Origin of the sequence: Novosphingobium sp. SG919 (genome assembly GCF_012932495.1) — a bacterium.
Lineage (GTDB): Bacteria > Pseudomonadota > Alphaproteobacteria > Sphingomonadales > Sphingomonadaceae > Novosphingobium > Novosphingobium rhizosphaerae.
Genome location: NZ_JABCNG010000005.1, coordinates 443,731 through 467,632, shown reverse-complemented (window position 1 = coordinate 467,632; position 23,902 = coordinate 443,731). Strand labels below are relative to the sequence as shown.

The following is a 23,902-nucleotide window of genomic DNA, read 5'->3' as shown; positions in this document are numbered from 1 at the left end:
TTTTCTCCTTGCTTTAAACGGGTTGGGTTCTGGAGTTTGCCCGCCGTTGCCGAAGCAGCAGATAGGCGGCGGGCAGGACGAACATCGACAGCAGCGGCGCTGTCAGCATGCCGCCGATCATCGGGGCGGCGATCCGGCTCATCACCTCCGACCCTGCCCCTGATCCCAGCAGGATCGGCAGCAGACCGGCCAGGATCACAGCGACCGTCATGGCTTTAGGGCGCACGCGCAGCAGCGAGCCGTCCCGCACGGCGGCCTGAACCTCGCCCTGGGCAGGATCGCCGTCGCGCTCCTCCAGCGCATTCTTCAGGTAGATCAGCATCACGACGCCGAATTCGGCCGAGACACCGGCCAGCGCGATAAAGCCGACACCGGTCGCAACCGACTGGTTGAAGCCAAGCAGATAGAGGGCCCAGATGCCGCCGGTCAGGGCAAAGGGCAGTGTTCCCATGATCAGCGCGGCCTCATCGAAGCGACCGAAGATCATATAGAGCAGCACGAAAATGATCAGCAGCGTGGCAGGCACGACCAGCTTCAGCCTGTCGGTAGCCCGCTGGAGATATTCGAACTGTCCCGAATAGGCGATGCTGACGCCGGGCGAGAGCCTGACATCCTTCGCCACCGCATGCTGCAGGTCACCGACCACCGAGGCAAGATCGCGCCCGCGCACATCGATATAGACCCAGGTGGAAGGCCGGGCGTTTTCGGTCTTGAGCATGGGAGGGCCGTCGGTGATCGCAATGTTCGCGACGGTGCCAAGCGTGATCTGCTGCCCCGAGGGCGTCAGGACCGGCAAGGCCCGCAGGCCTTCAAGGCTGTCGCGCAATTCGCGCGGATAGCGCACACTGATCGGGTAGCGGGCCAGCCCCTCGACCGTCTCGCCGATCGTCTCGCCACCCACCGCGCCGGAGACGATGGCCTGCACATCCGCGATGTTGAGACCGAAGCGGGCCGCCGCCGCACGGTCAATGTTGACATCGACATAGCGCCCGCCGGTCAGTCGTTCGGCCAGCGCCGAGCTGACGCCGGGAATGCGCTTGGCCACGGTTTCGACATCATGGGCGATGCGATCGAGCTCGGCGGGATCGGCGCCAGATACCTTGACCCCGATCGGGCTCTTGATGCCGGTGGCGAGCATGTCGATCCGGTTGCGGATCGGTGGCACCCAGACATTGGCCAAGCCGGGCAGCCTGACCGTCCGGTCCAGCTCCTCGACGAGTTTGTCAGGCGTCATGCCCGGTCGCCATTGGTCGCGCGGCTTGAACTGGATGGTGGTCTCGAACATCTCGAGTGGAGCCGGATCGGTGGCGGTTTCCGCGCGGCCGGCCTTGCCGGAGACGCTCTGCACCTCGGGCACGGTCTTGATCAGGCGGTCGGTCTGCTGAAGAAGCGCGGAGGCCTTGGCCGCCGAGAGGCCCGGCAAGGCCGAGGGCATGTAGAGCAGGTCACCCTCATCGAGATTGGGCAGGAATTCGCCGCCAAGCCGGGCGAGCGGCCATGCCGTGGTGGCGAAGATCAGCACGGCGATCAGCAGCACCTGCTTGGGGTTCTGCAAGGTCCAATCGATGGCTGGACGGTACAGGCCGGTCAGCCAGCGGTTGAGCGGATTGGCCTGTTCTGCGGGTATCTTGCCCCGGATCAGCCAGCCCATCAGGATTGGCACCAGCGTCACCGACAGGATGGCCGCCCCCGCCATGGCATAGGTCTTGGTGAAAGCCAGCGGAGCGAACAGCCGGCCTTCCTGCGCTTCCAGAGTAAAGACGGGAATGAAGGACAGGGTGATGATCAGCAGGCTGAAAAACAGCGCGGGGCCGACCTCGGCGGCGGCCTCGGTGACGACGCGCCAGCGGGTTTCGCCCGTGAGAGGCTGGTCCGGGTGGTCGTGCTCCCACCGCTCGATCTTCTTATGGGCGTTCTCGATCATGACCACGGCTGCATCGACCATGGCGCCGATCGCGATGGCGATACCGCCAAGCGACATGATGTTGGCGTTCACGCCCTGGATATGCATGACGATGAAGGCTGCGAGCACGCCCAGCGGCAGGGTGATGATCGCCACGAGGGCCGAGCGGACATGCCAGAGGAACAGGCCGCAGACCAAAGCGACGACGATGAACTCCTCGACCAGCTTGTGGGTCAGGTTCTCGACCGCGCGATCGATCAGTTGCGAGCGGTCATAGACCGGCACAAGCTCGACGCCGGCAGGCAGGCTCTTCTTCAAGGTGGCAAGCTTGTCCTTCACCGCCGCGATAGTTTCGCGCGCGTTCTTGCCCGAGCGCAGGATCACCACGCCACCCGCGACCTCGCCCTCGCCGTTCAATTCGGCAATGCCGCGCCGCATCTCCGGGCCGGTCTGGATCGTTGCCACATCGCCAAGGCGGATCGGCACGCCGCCTGATCCGGTTCTCAGCGGAATGGCGCGAAAATCATCGAGTGTCTGCAGATAGCCCGAGGCGCGGACCATATATTCGGCCTCGGCCATCTCCAGCACCGAGCCGCCCGCCTCCTGATTGGCCTGCCGGATCGCCTGCACCGCCTGGCTATGCGTCACCCCATAGGCGGCCAGCTTCACCGGATCGAGCAGCACCTGATACTGCTTGACCATGCCGCCGATGCTGGCGACCTCGGCCACGCCCGGCACGGTCTTAAGCTCATAGCGCAGGAACCAGTCCTGAAGGCTGCGCAGTTGCGACAGATCGTGGCGGCCTGATCGGTCGACCAGCGCATATTCATAGACCCAGCCCACACCGGTGGCGTCCGGCCCCAAAGCGCTGCGCGCGCCCGGCGGAAGGCGTCCCTGCACCTGATTCAGATATTCGAGCACGCGGCTGCGCGCCCAGTACAGATCGGTTCCATCCTCGAAGATCACATAGACGAAGCTGTCCCCGAAGAAGGAGTAGCCGCGCACCGTCTTGGCGCCGGGCACGGACAGCATGGTGGTGGTGAGTGGATAGGTGACCTGGTTCTCGACAATGCGGGGCGCCTGTCCGGGATAGGAGGTGCGGATCACCACCTGAACATCGGAGAGATCGGGCAGGGCATCGATGGCGGTGGAGCGTACCGCCCAGACCCCGACGCCGACCAGTGCGAGCATGCCGATGAGAACGAAGAAGCGGTTCCGGACCGACCAGCGGATGAGATGCGCGATCATTGGCCCGTCATCCCGCTCATAGCCGGCAAGGTTGAGGAGATCGGGCGCGCCTGCATGCCGGACAGGCTGGCTTCGGAATCGAGAAGGAACTGTCCCGATGCGACGACCATTTCACCTTCCGACAGGCCGGCGAGAATTTGGGTTTCGTCACCGGCTTCTCGGCCCGTCTGAACTTCCGCCGGGCGATAGCGGCCCTGATCGAGGGCCAGCATCACCAGCGTTCGTTTGCCGGTTCGGATGAGCGCCTCCGTTGGCACCAGCAAGGCCGGTTGGCGGTTGCCCTGAAGAGACACCGTCGCGAACATGCCGGGGCGAAGACGCCCGCCCCGATTGGGCAGTTCGATGCGCACGGTCAGCGTTCGGCTGTCGGCCTGGGTTTCGGGCAGGATGGCGGCGATCCGGCCCGACAGGGTCTCGCCAGGGAAGGCTGCCAGCGTGGCTTGCACCGGTTGCCCAGGCCTAAGGGGCGCCGAGATGGCTTCGGGAACGGCAGCGTTGAGCCAGACGGTGCCAAGGCCGTTGATCTCGGCAAGGGTCTGACCTGTCGCCATGGTCATGCCTGCGCGGACATTGAGAGTTTTGATCACGCCGCCGGTCGGGGTGGAGATGGTGATGGTGTTATGAGGCCGCCCGCTTCGTTCGACCTCTGCGATCATGCCCGATGGGATGCCCAGCAACATGAGGCGTTGCCGCGCGGCATCGATGAGTGCCTTGTTGCCCGTGCGACGAACAGCGAGGAATTCAGCCTGTGCGCCGCCCCATTCCGGCACCAGAAGGTCGGCCAGCGGAGCACCGGCGCCGATTACATCACCGGGCGCGCGGGTATAGACCCGCTGGACGAAACCGGCAGCCCGCGTCTGAACGACCGCGACATCGCGCTGGTTGAAATCGATCGTTCCGGTGGCGGTCAGATCGCTCGCCATCTCTCCGCGCCGGACAGCGACAGTGCGCAGCCCCAGCCTCTGGGAGGCATCCGGATCGATCCGGATGCCGGGCGCATCGTCGCCGCCCGCTTCGGCATATTTGGGGACCAGTTGCATGTCCATGAAGGGGGATTTGCCGGGCTTGTCGAAGTGCTGGTCCGGCTTCATCGGGTCGTACCAGTAAAGCGGCTTGTGGTCCGAAGCGGGGGCCTGAGCCGGGGCGGGCATGGCCGCGTCGTGGTTCGTCCAGCGTGCAAGGCCGTAGCCGCCGCTGCCTGCGATCACCGTGATGGCGAGGCCCGCATAGACGAGGCGAGGGCGCGGCGGAGAGGTGTCTTTGGTCATCGCTCGTCGCTCCGATAGGTCAGGGTCAGCCGGGCGCCATCGGCGGCGACCAGGGCTTCGCGGTCGAGGGTGGTGAGGGTTGTGTCGGCAAGGGCAGCATAGGCATCGGCGATATCGACGAGGCTCGCGCGCCCGGCAGCATAGCTTGCCGTCTGCAGCTTGACCCGCTGCTGTGCGAGCGGCTGAAGCGTGTCACGCGCGCGCATCCATTGCTCATGATGCATCAGGTGATCGGCCAGATCGGCGTCGAGATCGGCTTCGAGAGCGCGCCTCGCTGCCTCGCGTTCGGCAATGACCTTTCCGGCAGTGGCCTGAGCTGCGGCAATGCTCGCGTTCTGGCGGTGACGGGTGAAGAAGGGCAGGCTGACCGTGACGCCCGCCGAAACATAGTCGCCAAAGCGGGGATCACGGCGTTGATAGGCCAGATTGACGCCGAAGTCCGAGCGTCGGCCTGCGTCAGCCAGGCGAACATCGGCATCGGCCTGCCCTGCCTGGGCATCGATCATGCGGATGGCAGGATGGCGATCGAGACCGGCACGCAGCGCTGATGGGGTGATCTCGAAATCCGGGACTGTGCCTGCAATCTCGGGCGCCGGATCGCCGGTCCAGCGTGTCAGCATCGCGCGTGCCCTGGCCTCATTTGCAACAAGCTCGCTGCGGCGATCCGCCAGGGCGGCGATGGCCTGCTGTCCGGCAAGGGTTTGTGCCGGGCGTGTGCCTCCCGAAGCAACCGCTCCCTGAGTTGTGCCGACCACGCGTTCTAGGGCGGAGAGAAGATCGTCGAGCGCGGCTACGCGGCGCTGGGCATAGGCCAGATTGATCCACGCCAGTGCCGTGCCAACCTCGACAGAGCGGGCTTCCACGGCGGTGTCAGCTTCGGCGGCCTTGATGTCGCTGTCGGCTCGCGCCTGTTGGGCATGGCGTTTGGCGAGATTGGGAATGTCTTGGGAAACCCCGACACGCGCCATCGTGAAATCATCACGCTGGGGCTCGAACGCGAGCGGGCCCGAGATCGGAAAACTCTCGACGCTGGCGCCCAGTGTTGGATCGGGCAGCGCGCCGGCAGCACCTCGCGCCGAACGCGCGGCTTCGACGCCGAGAGTTTTGGCGTGAATGGACGGAGCCTCAGTCTCGGCCTTGCGCAGCGCGGCCTCGAAGGTGAGCGGCCCGGCGAATGCAGCCGGGGGCATTGCCGCGATGAGCGGCAAGCAAAGATACCATCGCATGGAAATCTCCTGATCGCAGGATCAGGCCGCCAGAGCGCGAACGTGGAGGTAGGGTCAGTGACGGCAGGCAAAGCCCGCCGTCACTGATGCCCCGGTCCTCAATCCGAATTTAAGCGGCCGAAGCCGTGGCCTAGCCGGCCCGGTGGCCCGAGACAGGCGATGCCGTGGCCTGTATCCGCGTCATGCAATCGGCAGCCTTGGCGCTGCTCATCTTCATCATGTCGCAGTCACAGCTCGCCATTTGCGTCGCATCGGCCACCCAGACCTGCTGGCGTGCCGGGCCTGAGGCTCGCGGGCCAAATTGCGGGATCGAGCGCCATTCATAATGGCCGGCTTGCTGATTGTGGTCGGCGGGCGCCGCGAAAGCAACGGCGGGGGCAGCGAGAGCCACGCCCAGAAGGGCGCGCAGAACAAACTTCTTCATGACTGTAATCCTTTGGCAAATCTTGATAAAAGCCGCAGGCGAACGGAACTGATCACAGCGCTACAGGCGCCTGTCATGCCGTCAGCCTTGCAGGCTGGTTCAATCAGCCAAGGAGAGTCGGAGGTTCGGGCTCAGGCGCGAGAGCGCTGCCATCCAGGATCGGCGTGATGGGCCAGAAACCCAACACGGGATTGATCTGGCGCGTCAGCAGCATGGGCGCATCATTGTGGAGCGCCATGGGCGCGATGCAGCCCATCCCGGCCATGCAAGCCAGCGTCATGCTCTTGCAGGGCTTTTGCGCGGGCTGCTGCTGGGCCATCATCGTCATGCAGTCATCGGACATGCCGGCACCACTCGATGCGGACATGGTCGTGGATGCGGAAACCGCAGGCACGATGGTCGCAAAAGCAACCCCCTGGCCAGACAGCCCGATCAGTGCTCCGATGAGGAGAAGAAGGTGAAAGACTCTTTTCACAGCGCCGCAAATAACACGCTCGATGCGGCCAAGGCAATGCTCATTCATGGTCCGACGAGACTGCAAAATAGGCCGCATAAGCAGTCCTGACGTCCGCCTATCGACGTTTCGTGGAAAGATGCCCTTGACCCTGTAGCAACTACAGGCCGTAGGAGCGGCTCCCAAGGGGCATCGGGGCTGGTCCGGTGCAGATCCTGGAGGGATGTCTTGCACGTCAAGTTTGATCAGAAACGCAGGGGACTGGCGGCAGTTCTGCTCTTGGCGGCATCCATGCCCACGCCAGCCTTCGCGCAAACTTCGGCGGATGCAGAGGGCAAGGGCGAAGAGTCCGAAGGCAAGGACATCGTCGTGCAGGCAACGCGCAGTGGGCACGGACTGCGGGACCAACCGATCCGCGTTGAGGTGATTGATCGCGAGGAGGTTGAGGAAAAGCAGCTGATGACGCCGGGCAACATCGCGATGCTCGTCAGCGAGACGCCCGGGTTGCATGTGCAGGTCACCTCTCCGGCGCTGGGCGCCTCCAATGTCCGGGTGCAGGGTTTGAAAGGCCGATACACTCAAATTCTGGCCGATGGCTTGCCGCTCTACGGCGGTCAGGCTCCCGCAATCGGCCTGCTCCAGATCCCCCCGACCGATCTGGGTCAGGTCGAGATCATCAAGGGTGCAGCCTCGGCGCTTTATGGGCCCTCCGCGTTGGGTGGTGTCATCAACCTCGTCTCGCGCCGGCCTGGACCAGAGCAGCAGGGCGAGGCTGTCATCAATGCCACCAGTCGAGGCGGTCAGGATTTCACGGCCTATCAATCAGGACCGCTGGCCGGCGCATTCTCCTACTCGCTGACGGGCGGATACAGCCGCCAGGATCGACAGGATGTGGATGGTGATGGCTGGGCCGATATTGCCGGCTATCACCGGTGGAGCCTGCGTCCCCGACTGTTCTGGAATGGCGCCGATGGGGCAAAACTGTTCATCACCGCCGGCACCATGACCGAACAGCGTGATGGCGGAACGATGCCTGGGCGAACCACACCCGACGGCGCGCCCTATGCCCAGACCCTGCATAGCCAGCGCTATGATGCAGGGCTGAATGCTCAAATCCCCGTTGAAAGTGTGGGGACGCTCTACCTTCGTGCCTCCGGGGTGACACAGGCCCATCGCCATGTTTTTGGGACCGTGACCGAAGACGATCGCCATCAGACTTTTCTGACCGAGGTCTCGCTTGGTGGCAGCGCCGGAGGAACCAGTTGGCTGGGCGGGGCCGCCTATCAAAGCGACAGCTATCGCTCGCGGACCTTTCCCGGCTTCGATTACACCTACAGCGTTCCCGCACTCTTCGGGCAGGTCGAGCAGAAGTTGCTGCCGGACCTGACGCTGGCGGGCAGCGCCCGCTGGGACGATCACAATGTCTACGGCTCACGGGTCAGCCCACGTCTGTCGATGCTGTTCAAGCCGGGGCCCTGGACCTTGCGGGCCTCGCTGGGGCAAGGGTTCTATGCGCCAACGCCCTTCGTCGAGCAGACCGAGGCCAATGGTCTGTCGCGGCTCGCGCCCTTGCAGGGCTTGCGGGCCGAAACGGCGGATACGGCCTCCATCGATCTGGGCTATGCGCAAGGTCCGTTCGAGGCCAATCTGACCCTGTTCGGGTCGAACATCGACCACGCCGTGCAGGTGAAGGACATCGCTGTTGATCGCGTGGCTCTGGTCAATGCAGATGGTTTGACCCGCACGCGCGGCGCCGAGTTGCTGCTACGCTATCGCTGGCAGGCGATCACCGTCACCGGCAGCTATGTTCACACCGATGCGAGTGAACCTGATCCAGATGGTCCTGGGCGGCGCACTGTCCCCTTGACGCCGCGCGACACCGCCGGCCTTACGGCGGCATGGGAGAAAAGCGGGCGCGGAAAGATAGGTCTGGAGGCTTATTACACTGGCCTGCAGTCACTTGATGAGAACCCCTACCGTACCCGCAGCAGCCCCTATGTCGAATTGGGTGCGATGGGTGAGCTGATCCTCGGGCGCTTCAGCTTGTTCCTCAATGCAGAGAACCTGCTCAATGTGCGCCAGAGCCATTACAATCCCATCTTGCTGCCCCAGCGCGCGCCGGATGGCGCCTGGACGGTGGATGCATGGGCGCCGCTGGAAGGCCGCACAATCAACGGCGGCGTGCGGTTTCATTGGGGGGCAAAGTGACCCTCATTCAGTTCGGCACGGGCATGGCGTATGATTTGCGTCCCGCCCCAGAGGCCAAGACCACCAAGGACCGCTGCCACGATCAGGTCTGGCCAACCCGTCCCCGTGCCGAAGACCCCCAGAGCCGCCGCCACGACGGCCAGATTGCCGATCGCGTCATTGCGCGAGCAGATCCACACGGAGCGGCGATTGGCGTCGCCTTCGCGGTGGCGCCAGAGCAACAAAGCGCAGGCCATGTTGGCGAGCAGCGCGGCGAAGCCGACCGCGCCCATCGTTCCGGCTGCAGGCAGCGCGTGGGCCATCATCATCCAGATGGTGCTACCCAGAACCCAGCACGCGAGAAGAACCAGAGATATGCCCTTGGCCAGCGCTGCCCGTGCTCGCCATTGCAGGGCCAGCCCTGCAACGCTCAGGCTGATCGCGTAATTGGCGGTGTCACCCAGAAAATCGAGCGCATCGGCGCGCAACGAGGCCGATTGCGCCGAAAGACCTGCACCGATCTCAAGGACGAACATGGCTCCGTTGATTGTCAGTGCGATCCACAACGCGCGACGCCAGGCCTTGTCCCGCGTTTTGTCTTCCGGCGCTTCGCAACCGCCGCAGCAGCCTCCGGCCATTTCCGTCACCTTGCCTTCGCCTCAGGGACTCACGATATAGTCCCTGTAGTAACTACAGGGTCAAGAGCATGGCGCTGACGATCGGCGATTTGAGCAGGGCGACGGCCACCAAGGTGGAGACGGTGCGCTATTATGAGCGCATCGGACTCTTGCCCAAACCCGCGCGGACGCAAGGCAATTACCGTGCCTATGGTCAAGCTGAATTGGGGAGACTGTCCTTCATCCGGCGGGCTCGGGACCTTGGTTTCTCGCTCGATCAGGTTCGCGCCATGCTAGGCCTTTCCGATGATCTGGCCTGCGATTGCGCCGGGATCGACCGCATCGCGAGGGAGCATCTGCAGGAGGTGGAGCGCAAGATTGCCGACCTGACGGCCCTCCGGCGCGAACTGACGGCAGTGATTCAGTCCTGTGATGGCGGAACGATTGCGGATTGCCGTATCATTGAGGCGCTTGGGCCAGTCGCAGCAGGGTAGCTGGAGACACGTTCATTTGGGCGAGACATCACATAAATTATGCCGCGCGGATGGCGCAAAATCAGCGGAAATCCCGAGATTTACCGAACCGGGTCGGCATAGTCTCGCCCTCGGCATAAGAGCCGTTATGCCGCGCGCGGCATAACGGATCGAACATGTCACGCAGTCGCTGGCCAAGCGGCCGAAAGGCGGGATTCCGCGGGTCGGGCCGCATCCCATGCTTGACGATATCGGCGCGGCTGACCTGATACACGCCTGCGGTGACCGATCGATTGCCGACGCTCGCGAGCAGCGAGGAAAGATCGTCGCGACGTTGCGCAATGACGTGGATCACGTCACCCTCTCGGTGAACCTGGCCGCGCACGCCCATCATCGAAGCACCTAGCACCACGCGCAGGTGCTTCCCGAAGACGTTCGTCCAGACGACGAGATTGGCGATCTCCGCCTCATCCTCAAGAGTGATGAACATCACGCCCTTGGCGCTCCCAGGCTTCTGGTGGACCAGCACCAGTCCGACGAGATTGATCCAGCGGCCGTCCTTCATGTTGCGAAGCGCGCAGCAGGGCACTGGGGTAAACATCAAAACGCCATGAGCTCGTTGGCACTTTCGGTTCATCAGGCATAAGGGGTGATGCGGCTCTATTTGTTGCCCGCGAATCGGCTAAACATGGCAAGATCAATGTCCTGAGCTGCAGGCGATCATCATGGGCGAGCGAAGTGAAGATTATGTCGGGAAGCTCCGGCTCGCCCTTGTCAAAGCCATTTGCGAGGCGTCAGTGCCAGAGCCGGACCCCACATCGGGCGAGCGAGGCGATACGCTGTACGTTGGAAGTGCCGAGGTATGCGATGCGCTGATCATTGTACTCGCCGAGTTTCTGGAGGGCGTACCGGGCCTCGATACACCAAAGGACATTCGCGCGATGTCCGACACCGTCGCAAAGAAAGTGCAAAGACTGATCCCGGAAATCCGGAAGATCCGAGCTCGAACCGGTGGGGCACCGCCGCCCTCGATCATCATCCGGTCGCACTGAGCACTGCTCCCGCGCTCCGCCGGGTCGAGCCTATGGTCGTCGCCCAAGCTAATTGCGATTGAGGCCCATCTCTCGGCTCTGCAGCTTCCGCTTCCACATTTGTCCGATGCCCAGGATGTCATCCGTCGAGGCGCTGGAGGCGCTGACCTCCAATGTGCTTACCTGATAGTCCCAGGGATCGCGACTTTTCAGCGCCAGATTTCCGCCGTTGCCATCACGGGCATAGCCTAGCCAATGGCCGAGGAAACCACCCTCGCCAGTCGCCGAGTCCACATATTGTTCACGCGTCTGCGGGCAGGAGAGGAGATAGACCCCGCGCGGGGCGCGCAGCGCTGCCCGCCAGCTGCTCGGCTGCAGGGATGAGGAAGAGGGGGCTGGCTGCGGGCTATGCGGGGCGCAGCGAGCGCACGGCGGCCGAGGCGTGCAGGTAGCCCTTAATGAGGTTGACGACGCCGTAAACGGTGAAGCCGATGCCTCCGAGCCCTACGAGGAGGCCCAACACGCCGCTGATCCCGGCCACGATCAGCCCGAGGATGATGGACACGATCGGGTAGAGGAACAGCGACATGATCGTGTTCGCGATGATCGCCATCATCGGCACCATGAAACCCCGGCCATCCTGCGGATAGGCAACGCCGAGGATCGTCGGCTTCTTGAAATTGTTGAAGTGGACGTAGAGGATCGCATCCTTGCCGACATCGAGCAGGTCGTAGATGTCGCGCGTGCAGCCGACATCGCGCAGCACCGTGTCGCCAATCTCGATCACCGAGACCTTGCCGGACACGCGGACATTGCCGACCGAACTGTTGGTGCGCGTGTTCACGATCATGTCGCCTTCCTTCGCGCCAACGCGCTTCAGGATACCCCTGAGCTTCTTCATGGTTTTCCCCGATTTTTCCAATGCGATTAGATGCTGCTGACCCTGATGATGGTCACCGCCCCGAACATCCGCCGGGACTCTCCGCATATTGAGCGACCGCCTGATAGCCTTTGCCGTCATTGCGATAGCGATCGTGGCAGAAGCCCGGCCCACCATTATAGAAATCAAGCCAACCCACGCGGCTCCGAGTGGTGAGGTAGGTAGGCGTGTCGACTATGTCGGTGGCAACCTTTTTCCAGCCTCCCGGTACGGGCGAGAGGATGGTGGAGCTGCCGTTGTTGTTGCCGCCGTCGCAATTGCCCTCATGCACAACCACTTCGGGATTGCCGTCGCCGTTGAGGTCCATGATCGATGAGCCACCGCCGATCTCGTTATCGCCCGGGATATCAGGGCCGTCGCCGCAGCCTTCCCAACCTTTGGCCCCGTGCCGGAAGCCCGCTGCGACGAAGATCTGCGCGATCTGCCCCGGCGTGAGATTGCCCCTGTCCCAAGGCTTGGCCCAGGTAGCGGTAGGCAACTGGCCGGGAGAAACCTTGTCGGGCGAACGGGCGAGCGCTACGGCCTCACGATATTGAATGGTCGAAAGTGGCAGATAGCGATTGTCGCTCGCCACGAAGCGGAAGTTGGTGACCTTGTCGCCGTCTGACACATCGATCACAGGCCAGACGGTACCGCTCTGCGCGCCGATCCGGGGTTGGCCGTCGACGTCCAACATATTCTGATAGAGTCTGGTCTTAGGATCGAAGAACACGATGCTGGCGTGCAGCTTGCCGTTACCGCCGGGGCAAACGTTCTGGCTTAGGACGAAGAATTCATCCTTGCCGTCATGATTGATGTCTCGCCGGCCGATTCCGACTTTCGCGATCACCTGTTTATCATCGCAATAGCGTGTCGCGCTACGCAGATCGGCGCTGAGGTCGAAGCCGGCCGCCTGGAGGATCTGCTTGCGATCCGCGACCGACATGCCGGCAGGGAAGCCGGTATCGCCTGCCGGCCTTGGGGGCATTTGCGTCAAGGCGCTGGTGGCGATACTCGCGCCCAGGACCGACAGGATGAGGGCTGAACCATAGCGCATGGTGGGGTTCCCCTTCAGCTAGCCGCGAGCGGATTGCGAATCTTGCCAAGGCCCGAGAGGCCCAGCGCGACGCTGGCGAGCAGGATGATCCAGGCGCCGAAGCCCAGGGTCAGCATCGAGATGCCGTCGCCGACGGTCGCCAGCGCGGTCAGGTTCCACAGCAGGGCGAAGGCGATGACGCCGAGGATGCCGGCCGCAAGCGACGCGGTACGCACCGACCGCCCGGTCCAGCTCAAGCCAATCAGGGCCAGCGCCAGCAGCGGCACGGCATAGACCAGCCACATGAAGCTCAGCAGGAACGCGCCCAGACGGCTTTTCTGCGAGGCTGCGACCCTGGTGCGCTCTTCCTGCAGTTCCTTGAGCGCATCGCCGGCGGATCCGCCGCTGCCGAACATGCCGATCGGCGTGCCGGGGCCCGTCGAAGCGATCACCCTCTGAAGCTGCTGTTCACGCTCGTCGAGATCCTTTGTTTGGCCTTCGGCCATCGCCCGCTCGGCTTTGGCTTCCTGAGACAATTCGGTGACGACGGGACCGAGGCCGAGCAGCGACAGGCTTTGTCCGCCACGCGCAAGACTGTTGATGGCGGGCATGATGCTGGCAATCAGCAGCAGGATCGCGACTGGAAAGGCCAGCGTTCCGGTCGCAAGCGAGCGTGCCTTTGCTACTGCGGGTGATGACGACAGTGCGGCAACGTCTATACCAGGCGCGACCGGATAGATGCCAATGGCTTCGCTGCCGCGCAGCTCGAAATCGACGGAACTGCCGGCCGTGATCGGCTTGTCGCTCCGCCACTCCGCCTGGCTGAAGCCATAGCGACTGCCATCCTCCCCGGTGATGGTGCCGGTGCCCGATGAGGGCGTGAACCCTAGAATCTTCCCCTTCACGGTGACCTCCGCATGGCGCGAGCCACATGGAAGGATCGCATCCCCGCCATGCCGCCGCATTGTTGCCTTGCGACGATCTGGAACGGTGGCGTAAGGATTGTCCTCACGAAGATCTCAAGGATTTCTCAAGAACGGGTGAGAACCCCTATGGCCTCTGCCTCGTCGACATCCAATTCCGCCTTCAGGCGTCTGTGGACGTTCGGAAAATGCACCTTCAATGAGGCGCAGTGGATCTTCACGGTTGGCGACGATGCAGTGGATCTGGAAGGCAAGCCACTGGAAATACTTCTGGAACTTCTCCACCACGCCGGGGAGGTGGTCACCAAGGAAGAACTGCTCGATGCCGTCTGGCCGGGCGTCGTCGTGGTCGAAGGTTCGTTGACCACGGCGATTTCGAAGCTTCGCAAGGCCATGGGCGCCGAAGCCGTGCTGATCGAAACCGTCCCCCGCATCGGGTATCGTCTCGCCGGGCCGGTATCATCCCGGTTGATACGTTCCGAGGCGCCGAAGGCGCTTCCGATCGAGGCGGGCGCGCCGGTCCACGATCGTCCAAACTGGCGCTTCGCCGAACGGCTCGATCTCTCCTCCGGAAGCGAAGTGTGGCGGATCGAGCATATGAAGACGCGCGAGATGCACGTCCTCAAGTTTGCGACGGACCCAAGCCGGTTGCGCGAACTGAAGCGGGAGAGCGCGATCTCGCGGCTGCTGGTGCAATCGCTCGGCGAGCGCCCCGACTTTGTTCCTGTCCTCGACTGGAACTTCGCGTCCGCGCCCTATTGGCTGGAAAGCGCCTATGGCGGCCCCGATCTCGGCCATTGGGCGACGGAGCAGGGCGGCCTTTCCACCATTCCGCTGGCGGTCAGGCTGGAACTTGTCGCCAGTGTCGCCTCCACCGTCGCGGCGGCACACAGCATCGGAATTCTTCACAAGGACATCAAGCCAGGCAACATTCTCGTTGCCGTCGATCGCAACGGGCACTGGCAGGCCAAGGTCGTCGACTTCGGAAGCGCGGTACTGTCCGACCCCGGCCGGCTCGCCGTGCTGGACATAACACAGAGCGGTTTCGAGCAGCCCGACGACACCGCGCAGGAAGCGACGGGAACGCCATTCTGGATGGCGCCCGAACTGCTCGCCGGTGCCTCTGCCAGTGTCGCCTCGGACGTCTTCGCGCTCGGCATTATGCTGTACCAGATCGTCGTCGGGGATTTCCGCAGGCCGCTCGCGCCGGGCTGGGAAGCGGAAATCGCGGATCCGTTGCTACGCGAGGATATCGCGCTGGCCGCAGCGGGTGATTCCTCGCGGCGACTGGACAGCGCGGCCGAGCTGGGCCGCCGCCTGCGTTCGCTGCCCGCACGGCGTGCGGAGCGGGATGCGCTGACAGAGACGGAAACGCGCGCGCGTCTCGCTGAAGAGCGCCTCGCACGCGTCCGCGCCCGCCGCCCCTGGGTGATCGCCGCGGCGGGAGCCCTGTCTCTCGGGGTGATCGCGACGTCCCTGTTATACGTTCGGGCCTTGCATGAACGCGATATCGCGGAGCACCAGACGGCGATTGCCGAGAAGGTCAACCGCTTCCTTGCGACGGATCTGCTCGCCCGCAGCAGCCCGTTTCGCGGAAGCTCGCCGGACGAGAGCCTCGTCGGGGCCGTCAAGCAGGCATCGCCGCTGATCGATATTCGCTTCCGGGGGGAGCCGAGCGTCGCCGCGCGGTTGCACCAGACGATCGCCAACGCGCTCGACAAGCGCAGCGACTGGCCTGGCGCACGTCCGGAATATGACAGGGCAGCCGCGCTCTGGACGCAAGCGCAAGGCGCCGCGTCGGTCGACGCCGTCGTGACCCGGCTGCAACGGGCGATGATGGAGGCGCGCTCCTATGAGGAGGGTAGCCTGCCGCGAGCCAAGGCGATGATCGCCTCGGCGGAAACGGATATCCGGCGACAGCGTCTCTCCCGTCCCGATCTTGCGGTGTGGATGGCCTCCGCCCGAGGGATGGTGGCGCTGATCGGCAACGACGCACGTGCCGCCGAAACGGAGTTTGGCAGGGCATCGCAGGCGGCCGACGCTTTGCCCGATTTCGATCCTGCCGCGCGCCTGACCTTCCGGCAGCGGCTTGCGTTCGCGAAGATCAGGCTGGGGGACGGTGCCGGCGCGGAGCGGCTGTTCCGCCAGCTCATCCGCGAATTCACCGCGATCGAGGGGCCGGACGGTCCCAACGTGCTGATGGTCGGCATGAATCTGGCGCAGGCATTGATGGTCGAGGGCAAACATGCCGCGGCCGTCGCCCAGGCAAATGCCGTCTATCCGCGGATGCTGGCGCGTCTGGGCGCGGGCCACGAGATGACGCTTCAGCTTCTCACCACGCGGGCTCAGTCCGAGGGTATCCTGGAACGCTGGAGCGAGGCCATCCGCGACGATCTTCAGGTCCATGACATCGCGGTGCGAAAGCAAGGGCCCAAATCCTTCTTCGCGGTCGCGACACTCTCGGATGCTGCCACGGCACAATGTCGTGGCGGGCAACTGACGCAAGGGCTTCAAAACGCCGAAGCGGCACACCGCCTCGCCCTCGAAGGATTTGGAAAGGCTGCCCTCACGGATGGGACCGCCTATACCCTGGCTGCCTGCCAGATCGCGGCAGGACGCTACTCGGAAGCGCTCGGGAACCTTCAAGGCATCGACCGCGCAGCAGTGGCACAGCTTGCCGCCGATCCGAATTGGGGCGCGAATGTCGACCTCGCACTGGCCCAGATCGCCCTCGCTCAGGGGCGAACCGCCGACGCGCGCAAGTACATCGACGCAGCAGGGCCTGCGTTCTCCGCCGTCAGCGCTGAACCCTATCAGGTCAGACTATGGAAGCGCCTCGACGGGAGAATTCCAAACGGATCGGTTCACACGCTGAACTAGCACAGAGTAGCGACGTAGCCTGCACCGCTAACTGCTACTCACTCCCGCGCTTGCGTTAGTTGCGCTAGCGCTAAGAATCCCCGAGCGGGGTGGCATATGGCAGGCTTCAAGAGCACGACATTTTAAAATGAGTATCTGCCTCCCTGCAGTTGCCGCCAGCGCCAGTGCGGACGGCAATGTCGACGTTAGCGCAATCCGCAGGACGGCGTTCACGTCGAGGCCCGGCACTGCGGGATCAGAATGTGTGGTACCGTCATCTGGGCCAACGAAAAGGCGATCGCCGACGCGAGACGAGGAGGCATGGACAACCTGATCGGGCTTCGATTGTTCAGTGATTTCATGCGGGATCGTAACGGGATTCGGCGCGAGCGGGTATTCGTTTCGAATGTTAAAGAGGCGCCCTCTGTAATCATAGAGATATTGGACCGAAATATACAGCGAGTCTAGGGACTTTGGTAGGAATTATTGCATATAACCATTCGAATTTTTGGTAAAAGCAAAATAGTTTTTTAATGGTTTGAGATAAACGCACTGAAGGAGTTTTACTTTGACCTGTTCCGTCCTGCATTGCGCCCAGGAAACGAATTCTAGGACGGGTTGTCGTGCCTGCCCTGTTCGGGATCGGGGCTCTGCGTGAGATTGGCGGACGACGTGCTGAGCTTACTCCGAAATACCGCTCGTGAGCGGCTGGTCTGTCGAGAGCAGACCATATGCTGGGCAGGAGAGGAAGGGCTGATGTGCGACAACGTAGGGATAGGACTTCTTAAGGTCACCGCCGGCTCGGCCGGGGGGCATCATCAGAGGTTGCGAATCCTTTATCCGGATGATTTTATCGGCAGCCCAACGCCTTCAACGAACAAGTCTTCTGAGCAACCTTTCGGTCGCCCGGTAGGGTGGCCCCATTCAAGGGTGACGGATTTGGCCCGTCGTCGAGACAACGCTCGCAAGGATCCCTGACACGGCAGGGTGAGACGAGCATAATGACCAAAAAATCATGCGACCGCCACGAAGCGAACTCAAAAGATGAGGGTGCGATAGCCGGGGTTGGCTCATCCGATTTTGCTGCAGACCTTCTTGCATCCCTTGAGCAGAATTACACCACGTTGCTAATCAAGCTTTCGGCCTACCTTCGTTCGCCCGACGCCGCTGCGGACGCGCTCCATGACACATATGTAAAACTGCGATCACAGCATCCAATCACCGATCTGCGACAGCCGAGAGCCTATCTCTATCGCATGGCGATAAACCTGGCGCTGAACAGTCGGCGCAAGGACATCCGGATGGTCCCCAAAGTGATGTCCGAATTCGAGGGCTTTCCGGACGGTGCGCCGGATCCGGAGCGATCGGCCCTTGCCATCAGGGAAATGGAGCAGATGTTTGCCGCGCTCCATGCGCTCTCGCCGAAGAGCCGCGCGATATTCCTGGCCCGTTGGCGCGACGAGAAAACCAACGAAGAGATCGCGACCACGCTCGGCATCCACAAACGCTCGGTCCAAAAGGATCTTGCCCGGACGGAACTACACCTTCGTGCGATGCTCGGGCGGCTGAAAAATGGCTGAAACTGGCTGCTTGGACATCTGCGCCGGATGCCGAGCCGAGCTTGCTGGAAACGGGCGCGAAAATTTCTTTCGAGACGGGGCGTCCCTGCGCCCTCCCATGTGTCTCTCTCTTGGGAATAGAAGGACCTCCTCTTGATGTGGGGCGCTGGCAAACGCTCGCGTCGGCATTCGGGTGGTGGTCGATGAGGCAGAGCGCTTGACTCCCACGGCGCGGACCCTGCCTCCCAAACAAGGGGGGTCGCCATGGCGACAGAGTATGTATGACTGCGACCGCAGTTGCGCTTTGCTTTCCGTCAATTCTGCCGGCGCCAGACGGAACGGCGGACGGGGATAGACCGAGGCGAGCACGCTCGGACCATCGGCCAATGCTGGCCGCATGGCAGGTCGGCCTCGCGAAAAGCTTTATGCTCGAGCATCTCTCCGAACCCCTGTATGTCCCCGAACTCGCCCGTATGTGCCGGCTTTCCCCGACCTATTTCGTCCGAGCCTTCGCCAACACGGTCGGCATGGCTCCGTATGCATGGTTTCTGGGGCAACGTATCGCCAAGGCGGAAATCCTGCTCGCCCAAACTGGCTTGCCGTTGGCCCAGATTGCCCTTGATTGCGGCTTTTCCGACCAAGCTCATTTCACCAATGCTTTCGGCAGGGCGACCGGCACCACGCCTGCGCGATGGCGAAAGGAGCGCGCCGAACCACCGGACAAGTGGAGGCAATCTGCCTGAAGATCAAAGCTGCCCAGTGCGGCGCTGCGTCAGCCAGTTGTCTGACCGCACCCGATGCAGGCTTTTAATAGTAAGTCCTTCGTCAGATATGGAGTTTTTTCTTCCGATCAGATCGCCCAGCCATGATATATTCCGACACCAAAGGGGGTGAATCATGCCGCTGGTCTTCGTTCACGGAGTCGCAAATCGTCCCAGTGCAGAGAATGCTGCGCTGAAGAAGCAACGCGACGCGCTGTTTCGTTCGCTTGTGTTTGGAAGGGACGACACCGTCGTTCTCAACCCAGACTGGGGCAGCTTTGCGGTCACCTTCGGTGAAGACCTCCCTTGGCTGCCCGGCCCTAAAGGGAATGAGGCTTTCGATGCCGGAGGCGATGGCGCAGGCGCAATCGAGCCTGCAGCTCTCGACGGCGTGCTGGATCTTGGCACCATAGCCGCAAGCGACGCCGAGCAAGCGATTGACCTCGTTGCGATGGCGGCGCTCGACGCGGCGATCGTCGAGGCGGCGATGCTGGGGGTGCCGGAGGCCGCCGCGACCGGCGAGGCAATGGCGTTCGCCGAGGCGAGTGCGGCCTATCTTGAGGCCAAGGGTCTGGTGGCAACCGACAAGCCCGCTGGCGTTGGCGTGCTCGCAACCGCCGGCAACAGTGATTTTGCCGAAGCGCTCGAGGCGGAGATCGATGCGGCGCCGGCCGGTGTTGAGGCGTTTGGGCTGGGAGACCGGATCCGGGACGCGTTTGATCACCTCGCGAGAATGGTCGGAAACGGCGCCAGCGATGCGGTGCTGAAAGCCAAGCGACGCGATCTCAGTCGTGGTGTGTCGCTCTTTCTCGGCGACATTTTCGTTTATCTGCGCGGGCGGGACGATGCGAGTGCCCAGGGAACCCGAGCGCGGATCTTCAAGCCCATCCTTACCGCCCTCGCAGAGGCTGCAAAGGCGCCGCGCGTCGCCGGTGAACCTCTTGTCGTTGTCGGGCATAGCCTGGGCGGGGTCATCCTCTACGACATGCTGACCGACCCCGCCACACGCACCGAACTCGAAACAGCGATCGGCGGGCCGATCAAGATCGATGCGCTCTTCACGGTCGGTTCGCAACCGGGCTTCTTCGCCGATCTCGGCATGTATCCCGGCGGCAGACCGGCGCCGGGCACGAAGCTGCCGATGCCGGTCGGCGTCGACAGTTGGATGAATGTGTTCGATTTCACCGATGTGTTCTCGTTCAAATGCGATCACATCTTCGAGGGGGTGCGAGATTTCGGCTACGACACCGTCACCGACCTTCTACATGCCCACAGTGCCTATTTCCTGCGACCAAGCTTCTACAAGCGGATGCGGGTGCGTCTGTCGGAACTCGGTCTCGCGTGACGCGGGTCCTCGACGAGCCTCAGGCCGGCGGCGGCGTGCGGTTGCTCGTGCTCGGCGCCGGGCATTACCCTAACGCTCAACAGGCAAAGGCCAAGGTCCCGAAGCTCGCTGATATCGGCAGCGCAGCCCAGAGCGCGATCGATTTCGCGACAAATGCGCTCACCGATTGGCATGCCTTGTTCGAGAAGCCGGTGGCGTCGGTCGACGTGCTGATCAACGACGCCGCCAACCCCGACGGCATCACCTTCGCATGCCCTGGCGTCGATGCCGTCAAGCTCGAGGCACCGACGCTCGCCAACATCATCGCTGCCCGCTCCCGGTGGCTCGAGAATGCGACCAGGGACGACATTCTCATTTTTTACTGCTGTGGACACGGCATCTGGTTGCCCTCGGTCACCCGGACCTTCCTCGCCAGCGACTTTGGGGCCGACCCTGAGAGCGTCTGGCCCAATGCGATCTCGATCGATCTGTTCATCGAGGGCATGGGCGACAAGGCGCCGCGCCAGCAATGGCTGATCTTCGATTGCTGCGCCAACCAAGCGCCGCCGGCGCTGCGCAATGCGCGTCCGGCCGCCAACGCGCTTGTCGAAGCGGTCGACGGTCTCCGTCTCACGATGATGAATGCGCATGGACCGCTGGCCCAGGCGGTGATCGCGTCATCCTCTGTCGGAGCGCGTGCATTTGGCCGAACCGGCGGGCGGTCGCGCTTCATGGACGTGTTCATCGATGCCTGCGCCGACGCCGGCTTTTCGGGACAGGGCGATGACGGTCGCTGGCAGGTCAGCGTCCAGGGGCTCGAGGCTGCCATGTCGACCTACCGCTTCCGTGTCGCGGCGCTCGAGGATCGCGCATATTATACGTTCGCGCGGCTGACGACGAGCGATGCCGAGGAGCCGCCTGTGTTGATGGTGCGCGACAACCCACCCACCTGCACGTTGCTGGTCACCAGCGAGCCTCCGATCAGGCTGCGGCAATGCGTGCTTGATATCATGCGCGGCGGCATCCGCATCGACGGCCAGCAACCAGGTCCGGCCGCGGAAGAGCGGTTCCGGCGGTTGGTCGAGGCCTATGACGAATATGAGGTCAATGCCGCCTGGCCGGCCGAACTCGGCTTTCCAGCTCAGAACAGGAAGCGGCGTGCGCTGCCCCCGCTCGCCGAGGTGAAATTGTGAGGTCGCCATGGCCAATCTGAGGATATCGACCGAAGCGGCGCTCGGCCCCTTGAGCGTGGAAGTCATCGGGCCGCGCGGTGAGCGCGTCGGCGCGCCGATCAGCCTGACATCTCTGCGGCAGGCGGCTGTGCTCGATGCGGTGTCGCCCGGCGACTATACGGTCGTCGCCACCCGCCCGTCAGGGGAACAGTTGATCTCGTCGGCAAAGGTCGGGGCCGATGGCGGCGACGCGCTCATCGTGATGGCGGGACGTTCACCTCGGGAATTCATGACCGAAGCCGCGCGACTGGGCCTCACCTATGCGCCTTCGAGCGCCGATGGCGGCGATTTCCGGCTCACGTCGATTGCATCGCCGCGCGCTGCCAACACAGCGTCGCGCTCGATGAGCGTGCTCCTCGGCAAGGAACTTGGGGTTGAGAATTTCCAACTGTCGTTGACCGAGGGGCTGAAGAGCGCCGAGAGCAGTTCGCGCTCGTCAGACCTTACGCTTCGCTGCTGGCGGTTCGATGGCCAATGGCGCCCATGTGACCCCCCACACGCCCTGCCATCCGAGGACTATCTCCAGGTCGGCATTTTCGACAATCGACCGCAGGCCATCGGTCTGATGAGCGACGATGGTTTTGGCCCGATCGTGATTGCGCCGCCGTTGGCCGGTGGGCTCGATGTGACCTTCCTCGCGGCGGGGGTCGCGATGGACGCCAATGCCGACCGCGAAGCCAATCCCTCGGCGGTGCGCGTGCCCATAGCGATGGCAGTGCCCCGCAAGCCCGGGCATGCAGACCTCCTCGTCGGACTGAATGCCGCGCTCCTGCCCAAGGCGAGCGCGCTCCTCGAAGAAGGCCGCGGCATGAATCCGGAGATGGCGCTGCTCCAACTCGCCGACAAGTTCGACGACTCCGCCGCTGCGGTGCTCGGCGCAGTGTTCCTTGCACGCTTCGCCCCGGGCCGCCTGCCGCTGCGATGGCTGCGTAACCTCAATCAGCTTCTACCCGACGTGGCTGACAGCTGGGTGCTGCTTGCTTGGGCGCGATCGGTTCAGGGCGACGGCGACCTCCGATGGGATATGACGATCGCCGAGCAGCTCCGGAAGGCGGCGGCCTGCAGGTGTACCTATTTCAGCCGCACGCGCTTTCAACTGAGCAAGCTCTCACTGCGCTATGGCCCATTTCCGCGGGCTCGCGAGGAAGAGGTGCTTACACCGCGCCGGGCCCGAACCGGCGACTATCTCGATTTTGCTGCAGATGCCGGCGGCCTTGAAGCCTTCTGGGGAACCTCGCCGACTCGGCCTGGCCATGACGTAAGTCGCGGCACGAGCCGGCCGACAGGCGTTCGCGTCGCGCTGCGGCAAGGCCGGTTCATCGGGATCGGCTGAGCGGGGTCAGCCCGGTAGCGGCGCCTGCATCCACGCCGGCTCAGCCGCCGGCTTGTCCTCATTTGAGCGCGTCAGCCATTCCGTGAACTCGAGGAAAGCGGTCTCCTCGACGGCGAAGCGATCGAGATCCATCAGCAGCGTGTGCTCGCCGTGCCAGCGACCTTCGGGGAAGCCCAGTGCTTCGGCGATCACCGAGGCTGCGCCCCAGGCCTCCTCCTCGTAAAACTGCTTATGCTCGTCGTCCCAGCCGAACTCCGCCGCATAGGAGCGCGCAAAGGTCGAGATGGCGTGGATCGCGCGGTGTACTGGGGCTGGATGGGAGCCTTGATACTGGTCGAGCACCGGCCTGTGCTCGATGTCGAGCGCAAGAAACAGGGTCGCGATCGCAACCAGCCACTGGAAGCCCTGCGCTTCAGTCTTGTCGAGCGACCAGCCCTCGCGCTTTGCCTCCTGCGTCTCGGCGATGAGGATCATGTCGATCGCGTCGGTGTCGGCGTCGAACTCAAGCATCCGCAGCAGGCGCCGATCTGGACCGTCAGCCTCGGCAGCGCGCAGCTCGTCGATCGAATCGAGGCCGAGGCGGTCCTGGACGAGATCGATATGGCCACGCGCATGGTGCCCGAGTTCATGGCAGAGGAAGAACATGATCGCGCGGCGGAATAGGTCCCACAGCGCGGAGCGGCGATCCTCGGGCCAGTCGGCCGACGGCAGCCGGCTTAGAAATTCCGGCTCGAGCATCGATGCCGGATCTCCATCACCAAGCACGATCGGCGGGCTGTCGAATGCATCTTCCAGAAAGTCCGCGCGTGATAATCCGAGCTGAAAGGCCGCCCACAAGCGGCGCAGCAAGCCGATATAGACGCCGACCGCGCGGTGTCCGTTGCGCTCGATCGCGATTGCGTTCGCGGCGGTGTTGTTAATGTAGAGCAACGACAGTCGGTCGAACCGGTCCGCGAAATCGCTTTGCCGGTGCCGGTCGCGCGTCTCGGTGTAGAGCTCTGCAACGATCTCCCAGGCCCGCTCCTCGAAGCGGCCGGCCTGGGCAGGGTCGGCAAGCCCGCCGTTAGCGACGATCGCACGGTCGCGGCTCCATCGCGTCCAGTTTCCGGTCCGCTTCGCAGGCAT

At 63.4% G+C, this 23,902-nt stretch carries 20 protein-coding genes; 9 read left to right on the top strand and 11 right to left on the bottom strand.

Annotated elements, in window-relative coordinates; genetic code table 11:
• Positions 1–13: 13 nt before the first annotated feature.
• The 5 genes from FHT19_RS19980 to FHT19_RS19960 form a co-directional block, all read right to left on the bottom strand.
• Complete coding sequence (locus FHT19_RS19980) at positions 14–3,151, bottom strand: efflux RND transporter permease subunit (protein WP_169476492.1); 3,138 nt, start codon at positions 3,149–3,151, stop codon at positions 14–16.
• Positions 3,148–4,419 (bottom strand): efflux RND transporter periplasmic adaptor subunit, encoded by a 1,272-nt coding sequence (locus tag FHT19_RS19975; protein ID WP_169476491.1) that lies wholly within the window; start codon positions 4,417–4,419, stop codon positions 3,148–3,150. Before FHT19_RS19975 ends, FHT19_RS19980 begins: the two co-directional genes overlap by 4 nt.
• Entirely contained in the window at positions 4,416–5,645 is a 1,230-nt protein-coding gene (locus tag FHT19_RS19970) for a TolC family protein (RefSeq protein WP_169476490.1), read from the bottom strand. Before FHT19_RS19970 ends, FHT19_RS19975 begins: the two co-directional genes overlap by 4 nt.
• Before the next feature lie 130 nt (positions 5,646–5,775).
• Complete coding sequence (locus FHT19_RS19965; RefSeq protein ID WP_168558119.1) at positions 5,776–6,069, bottom strand: hypothetical protein; 294 nt, start codon at positions 6,067–6,069, stop codon at positions 5,776–5,778.
• A gap of 103 nt (positions 6,070–6,172) precedes the next feature.
• Positions 6,173–6,592, bottom strand: coding sequence for a hypothetical protein (locus tag FHT19_RS19960; protein WP_210425827.1), 420 nt, complete (start codon positions 6,590–6,592; stop codon positions 6,173–6,175).
• Between the two features lie 159 nt (positions 6,593–6,751).
• Here FHT19_RS19960 and FHT19_RS19955 point away from each other — a divergent pair, with 159 nt between their 5' ends.
• Positions 6,752–8,731: a TonB-dependent receptor gene (locus FHT19_RS19955; protein WP_246866369.1), complete on the top strand. Its 1,980-nt coding sequence runs from the start codon at positions 6,752–6,754 to the stop codon at positions 8,729–8,731.
• On the opposite strand, the gene FHT19_RS19950 is transcribed toward FHT19_RS19955, so the two are convergent.
• A complete protein-coding gene (locus FHT19_RS19950) occupies positions 8,713–9,348 on the bottom strand; it encodes a cation transporter (protein WP_168558123.1) in 636 nt (211 codons plus the stop codon). The two genes, FHT19_RS19955 and FHT19_RS19950, sit on opposite strands and share 19 nt — an antisense overlap.
• Before the next feature lie 68 nt (positions 9,349–9,416).
• On the opposite strand from FHT19_RS19950, the gene FHT19_RS19945 reads away from it, so the two are divergent.
• Positions 9,417–9,821 (top strand): helix-turn-helix domain-containing protein, encoded by a 405-nt coding sequence (locus tag FHT19_RS19945; RefSeq protein ID WP_168558118.1) that lies wholly within the window; start codon positions 9,417–9,419, stop codon positions 9,819–9,821.
• Positions 9,822–9,882: 61 nt separating this feature from the next.
• Here FHT19_RS19945 and FHT19_RS19940 read toward each other — a convergent pair whose 3' ends face one another.
• Entirely contained in the window at positions 9,883–10,401 is a 519-nt protein-coding gene (locus FHT19_RS19940) for a hypothetical protein (RefSeq protein WP_348982489.1), read from the bottom strand.
• A gap of 124 nt (positions 10,402–10,525) precedes the next feature.
• Between FHT19_RS19940 and FHT19_RS19935 the strand changes: the two genes are divergently transcribed.
• The gene (locus tag FHT19_RS19935; protein ID WP_168558117.1) at positions 10,526–10,852 is read left to right on the top strand and encodes a hypothetical protein; all 327 of its coding nucleotides are present in this window, start codon (positions 10,526–10,528) and stop codon (positions 10,850–10,852) included.
• A gap of 385 nt (positions 10,853–11,237) precedes the next feature.
• Here the strand turns inward: FHT19_RS19935 and FHT19_RS19930 are convergent, their stop codons facing one another.
• From FHT19_RS19930 to FHT19_RS19920, 3 genes are read right to left on the bottom strand one after another with little or no spacing between them, the layout of a single operon-like run.
• Positions 11,238–11,732, bottom strand: coding sequence for a hypothetical protein (locus FHT19_RS19930; RefSeq protein WP_168558116.1), 495 nt, complete (start codon positions 11,730–11,732; stop codon positions 11,238–11,240).
• 52 nt (positions 11,733–11,784) lie between these two features.
• Positions 11,785–12,807 (bottom strand): hypothetical protein, encoded by a 1,023-nt coding sequence (locus tag FHT19_RS19925; RefSeq protein WP_168558115.1) that lies wholly within the window; start codon positions 12,805–12,807, stop codon positions 11,785–11,787.
• 14 nt (positions 12,808–12,821) lie between these two features.
• Positions 12,822–13,691, bottom strand: a complete 870-nt coding sequence (locus tag FHT19_RS19920) for a hypothetical protein (protein ID WP_169476489.1) — start codon at positions 13,689–13,691, stop codon at positions 12,822–12,824.
• A 147-nt stretch (positions 13,692–13,838) separates the two neighbouring features.
• On the opposite strand from FHT19_RS19920, the gene FHT19_RS19915 reads away from it, so the two are divergent.
• The 6 genes from FHT19_RS19915 (at position 13,839) to FHT19_RS19890 (ending at position 22,777) form a co-directional block, all read left to right on the top strand.
• Positions 13,839–16,589, top strand: coding sequence for a winged helix-turn-helix domain-containing protein (locus FHT19_RS19915; protein ID WP_169476488.1), 2,751 nt, complete (start codon positions 13,839–13,841; stop codon positions 16,587–16,589).
• Between the two features lie 980 nt (positions 16,590–17,569).
• A complete protein-coding gene (locus tag FHT19_RS19910) occupies positions 17,570–18,148 on the top strand; it encodes an RNA polymerase sigma factor (RefSeq protein WP_169476487.1) in 579 nt (192 codons plus the stop codon).
• Between the two features lie 365 nt (positions 18,149–18,513).
• Positions 18,514–18,870: an AraC family transcriptional regulator gene (locus FHT19_RS19905; protein ID WP_169476486.1), complete on the top strand. Its 357-nt coding sequence runs from the start codon at positions 18,514–18,516 to the stop codon at positions 18,868–18,870.
• Positions 18,871–19,024: 154 nt separating this feature from the next.
• Positions 19,025–20,233, top strand: a complete 1,209-nt coding sequence (locus FHT19_RS19900) for a hypothetical protein (protein WP_169476485.1) — start codon at positions 19,025–19,027, stop codon at positions 20,231–20,233.
• Complete coding sequence (locus FHT19_RS19895; RefSeq protein WP_169476484.1) at positions 20,230–21,405, top strand: caspase family protein; 1,176 nt, start codon at positions 20,230–20,232, stop codon at positions 21,403–21,405. The genes FHT19_RS19900 and FHT19_RS19895 overlap by 4 nt, the downstream gene beginning before the upstream one ends.
• 7 nt (positions 21,406–21,412) lie before the next feature.
• Positions 21,413–22,777 (top strand): hypothetical protein, encoded by a 1,365-nt coding sequence (locus FHT19_RS19890; protein WP_169476483.1) that lies wholly within the window; start codon positions 21,413–21,415, stop codon positions 22,775–22,777.
• A gap of 6 nt (positions 22,778–22,783) precedes the next feature.
• Here the strand turns inward: FHT19_RS19890 and FHT19_RS19885 are convergent, their stop codons facing one another.
• Positions 22,784–23,902, bottom strand: a complete 1,119-nt coding sequence (locus FHT19_RS19885) for a hypothetical protein (RefSeq protein WP_169476482.1) — start codon at positions 23,900–23,902, stop codon at positions 22,784–22,786.

Bases quoted from the DNA above. Each gene is read 5' to 3' on its own strand.
- FHT19_RS19980 (WP_169476492.1), bottom strand. From the start codon at position 3,151: ATGATCGCGCATCTCATCCGCTGGTCGGTCCGGAACCGCTTCTTCGTT.
- FHT19_RS19975 (WP_169476491.1), bottom strand. From the start codon at position 4,419: ATGACCAAAGACACCTCTCCGCCGCGCCCTCGCCTCGTCTATGCGGGC.
- FHT19_RS19970 (WP_169476490.1), bottom strand. From the start codon at position 5,645: ATGCGATGGTATCTTTGCTTGCCGCTCATCGCGGCAATGCCCCCGGCT.
- FHT19_RS19965 (WP_168558119.1), bottom strand. From the start codon at position 6,069: ATGAAGAAGTTTGTTCTGCGCGCCCTTCTGGGCGTGGCTCTCGCTGCC.
- FHT19_RS19960 (WP_210425827.1), bottom strand. From the start codon at position 6,592: ATGAATGAGCATTGCCTTGGCCGCATCGAGCGTGTTATTTGCGGCGCT.
- FHT19_RS19950 (WP_168558123.1), bottom strand. From the start codon at position 9,348: ATGGCCGGAGGCTGCTGCGGCGGTTGCGAAGCGCCGGAAGACAAAACG.
- FHT19_RS19945 (WP_168558118.1), top strand. From the start codon at position 9,417: ATGGCGCTGACGATCGGCGATTTGAGCAGGGCGACGGCCACCAAGGTG.
- FHT19_RS19940 (WP_348982489.1), bottom strand. From the start codon at position 10,401: ATGTTTACCCCAGTGCCCTGCTGCGCGCTTCGCAACATGAAGGACGGC.
- FHT19_RS19935 (WP_168558117.1), top strand. From the start codon at position 10,526: ATGGGCGAGCGAAGTGAAGATTATGTCGGGAAGCTCCGGCTCGCCCTT.
- FHT19_RS19930 (WP_168558116.1), bottom strand. From the start codon at position 11,732: ATGAAGAAGCTCAGGGGTATCCTGAAGCGCGTTGGCGCGAAGGAAGGC.
- FHT19_RS19925 (WP_168558115.1), bottom strand. From the start codon at position 12,807: ATGCGCTATGGTTCAGCCCTCATCCTGTCGGTCCTGGGCGCGAGTATC.
- FHT19_RS19915 (WP_169476488.1), top strand. From the start codon at position 13,839: ATGGCCTCTGCCTCGTCGACATCCAATTCCGCCTTCAGGCGTCTGTGG.
- FHT19_RS19910 (WP_169476487.1), top strand. From the start codon at position 17,570: ATGACCAAAAAATCATGCGACCGCCACGAAGCGAACTCAAAAGATGAG.
- FHT19_RS19905 (WP_169476486.1), top strand. From the start codon at position 18,514: ATGCTGGCCGCATGGCAGGTCGGCCTCGCGAAAAGCTTTATGCTCGAG.
- FHT19_RS19900 (WP_169476485.1), top strand. From the start codon at position 19,025: ATGCCGCTGGTCTTCGTTCACGGAGTCGCAAATCGTCCCAGTGCAGAG.
- FHT19_RS19890 (WP_169476483.1), top strand. From the start codon at position 21,413: ATGGCCAATCTGAGGATATCGACCGAAGCGGCGCTCGGCCCCTTGAGC.
- FHT19_RS19885 (WP_169476482.1), bottom strand. From the start codon at position 23,902: ATGCCTGCGAAGCGGACCGGAAACTGGACGCGATGGAGCCGCGACCGT.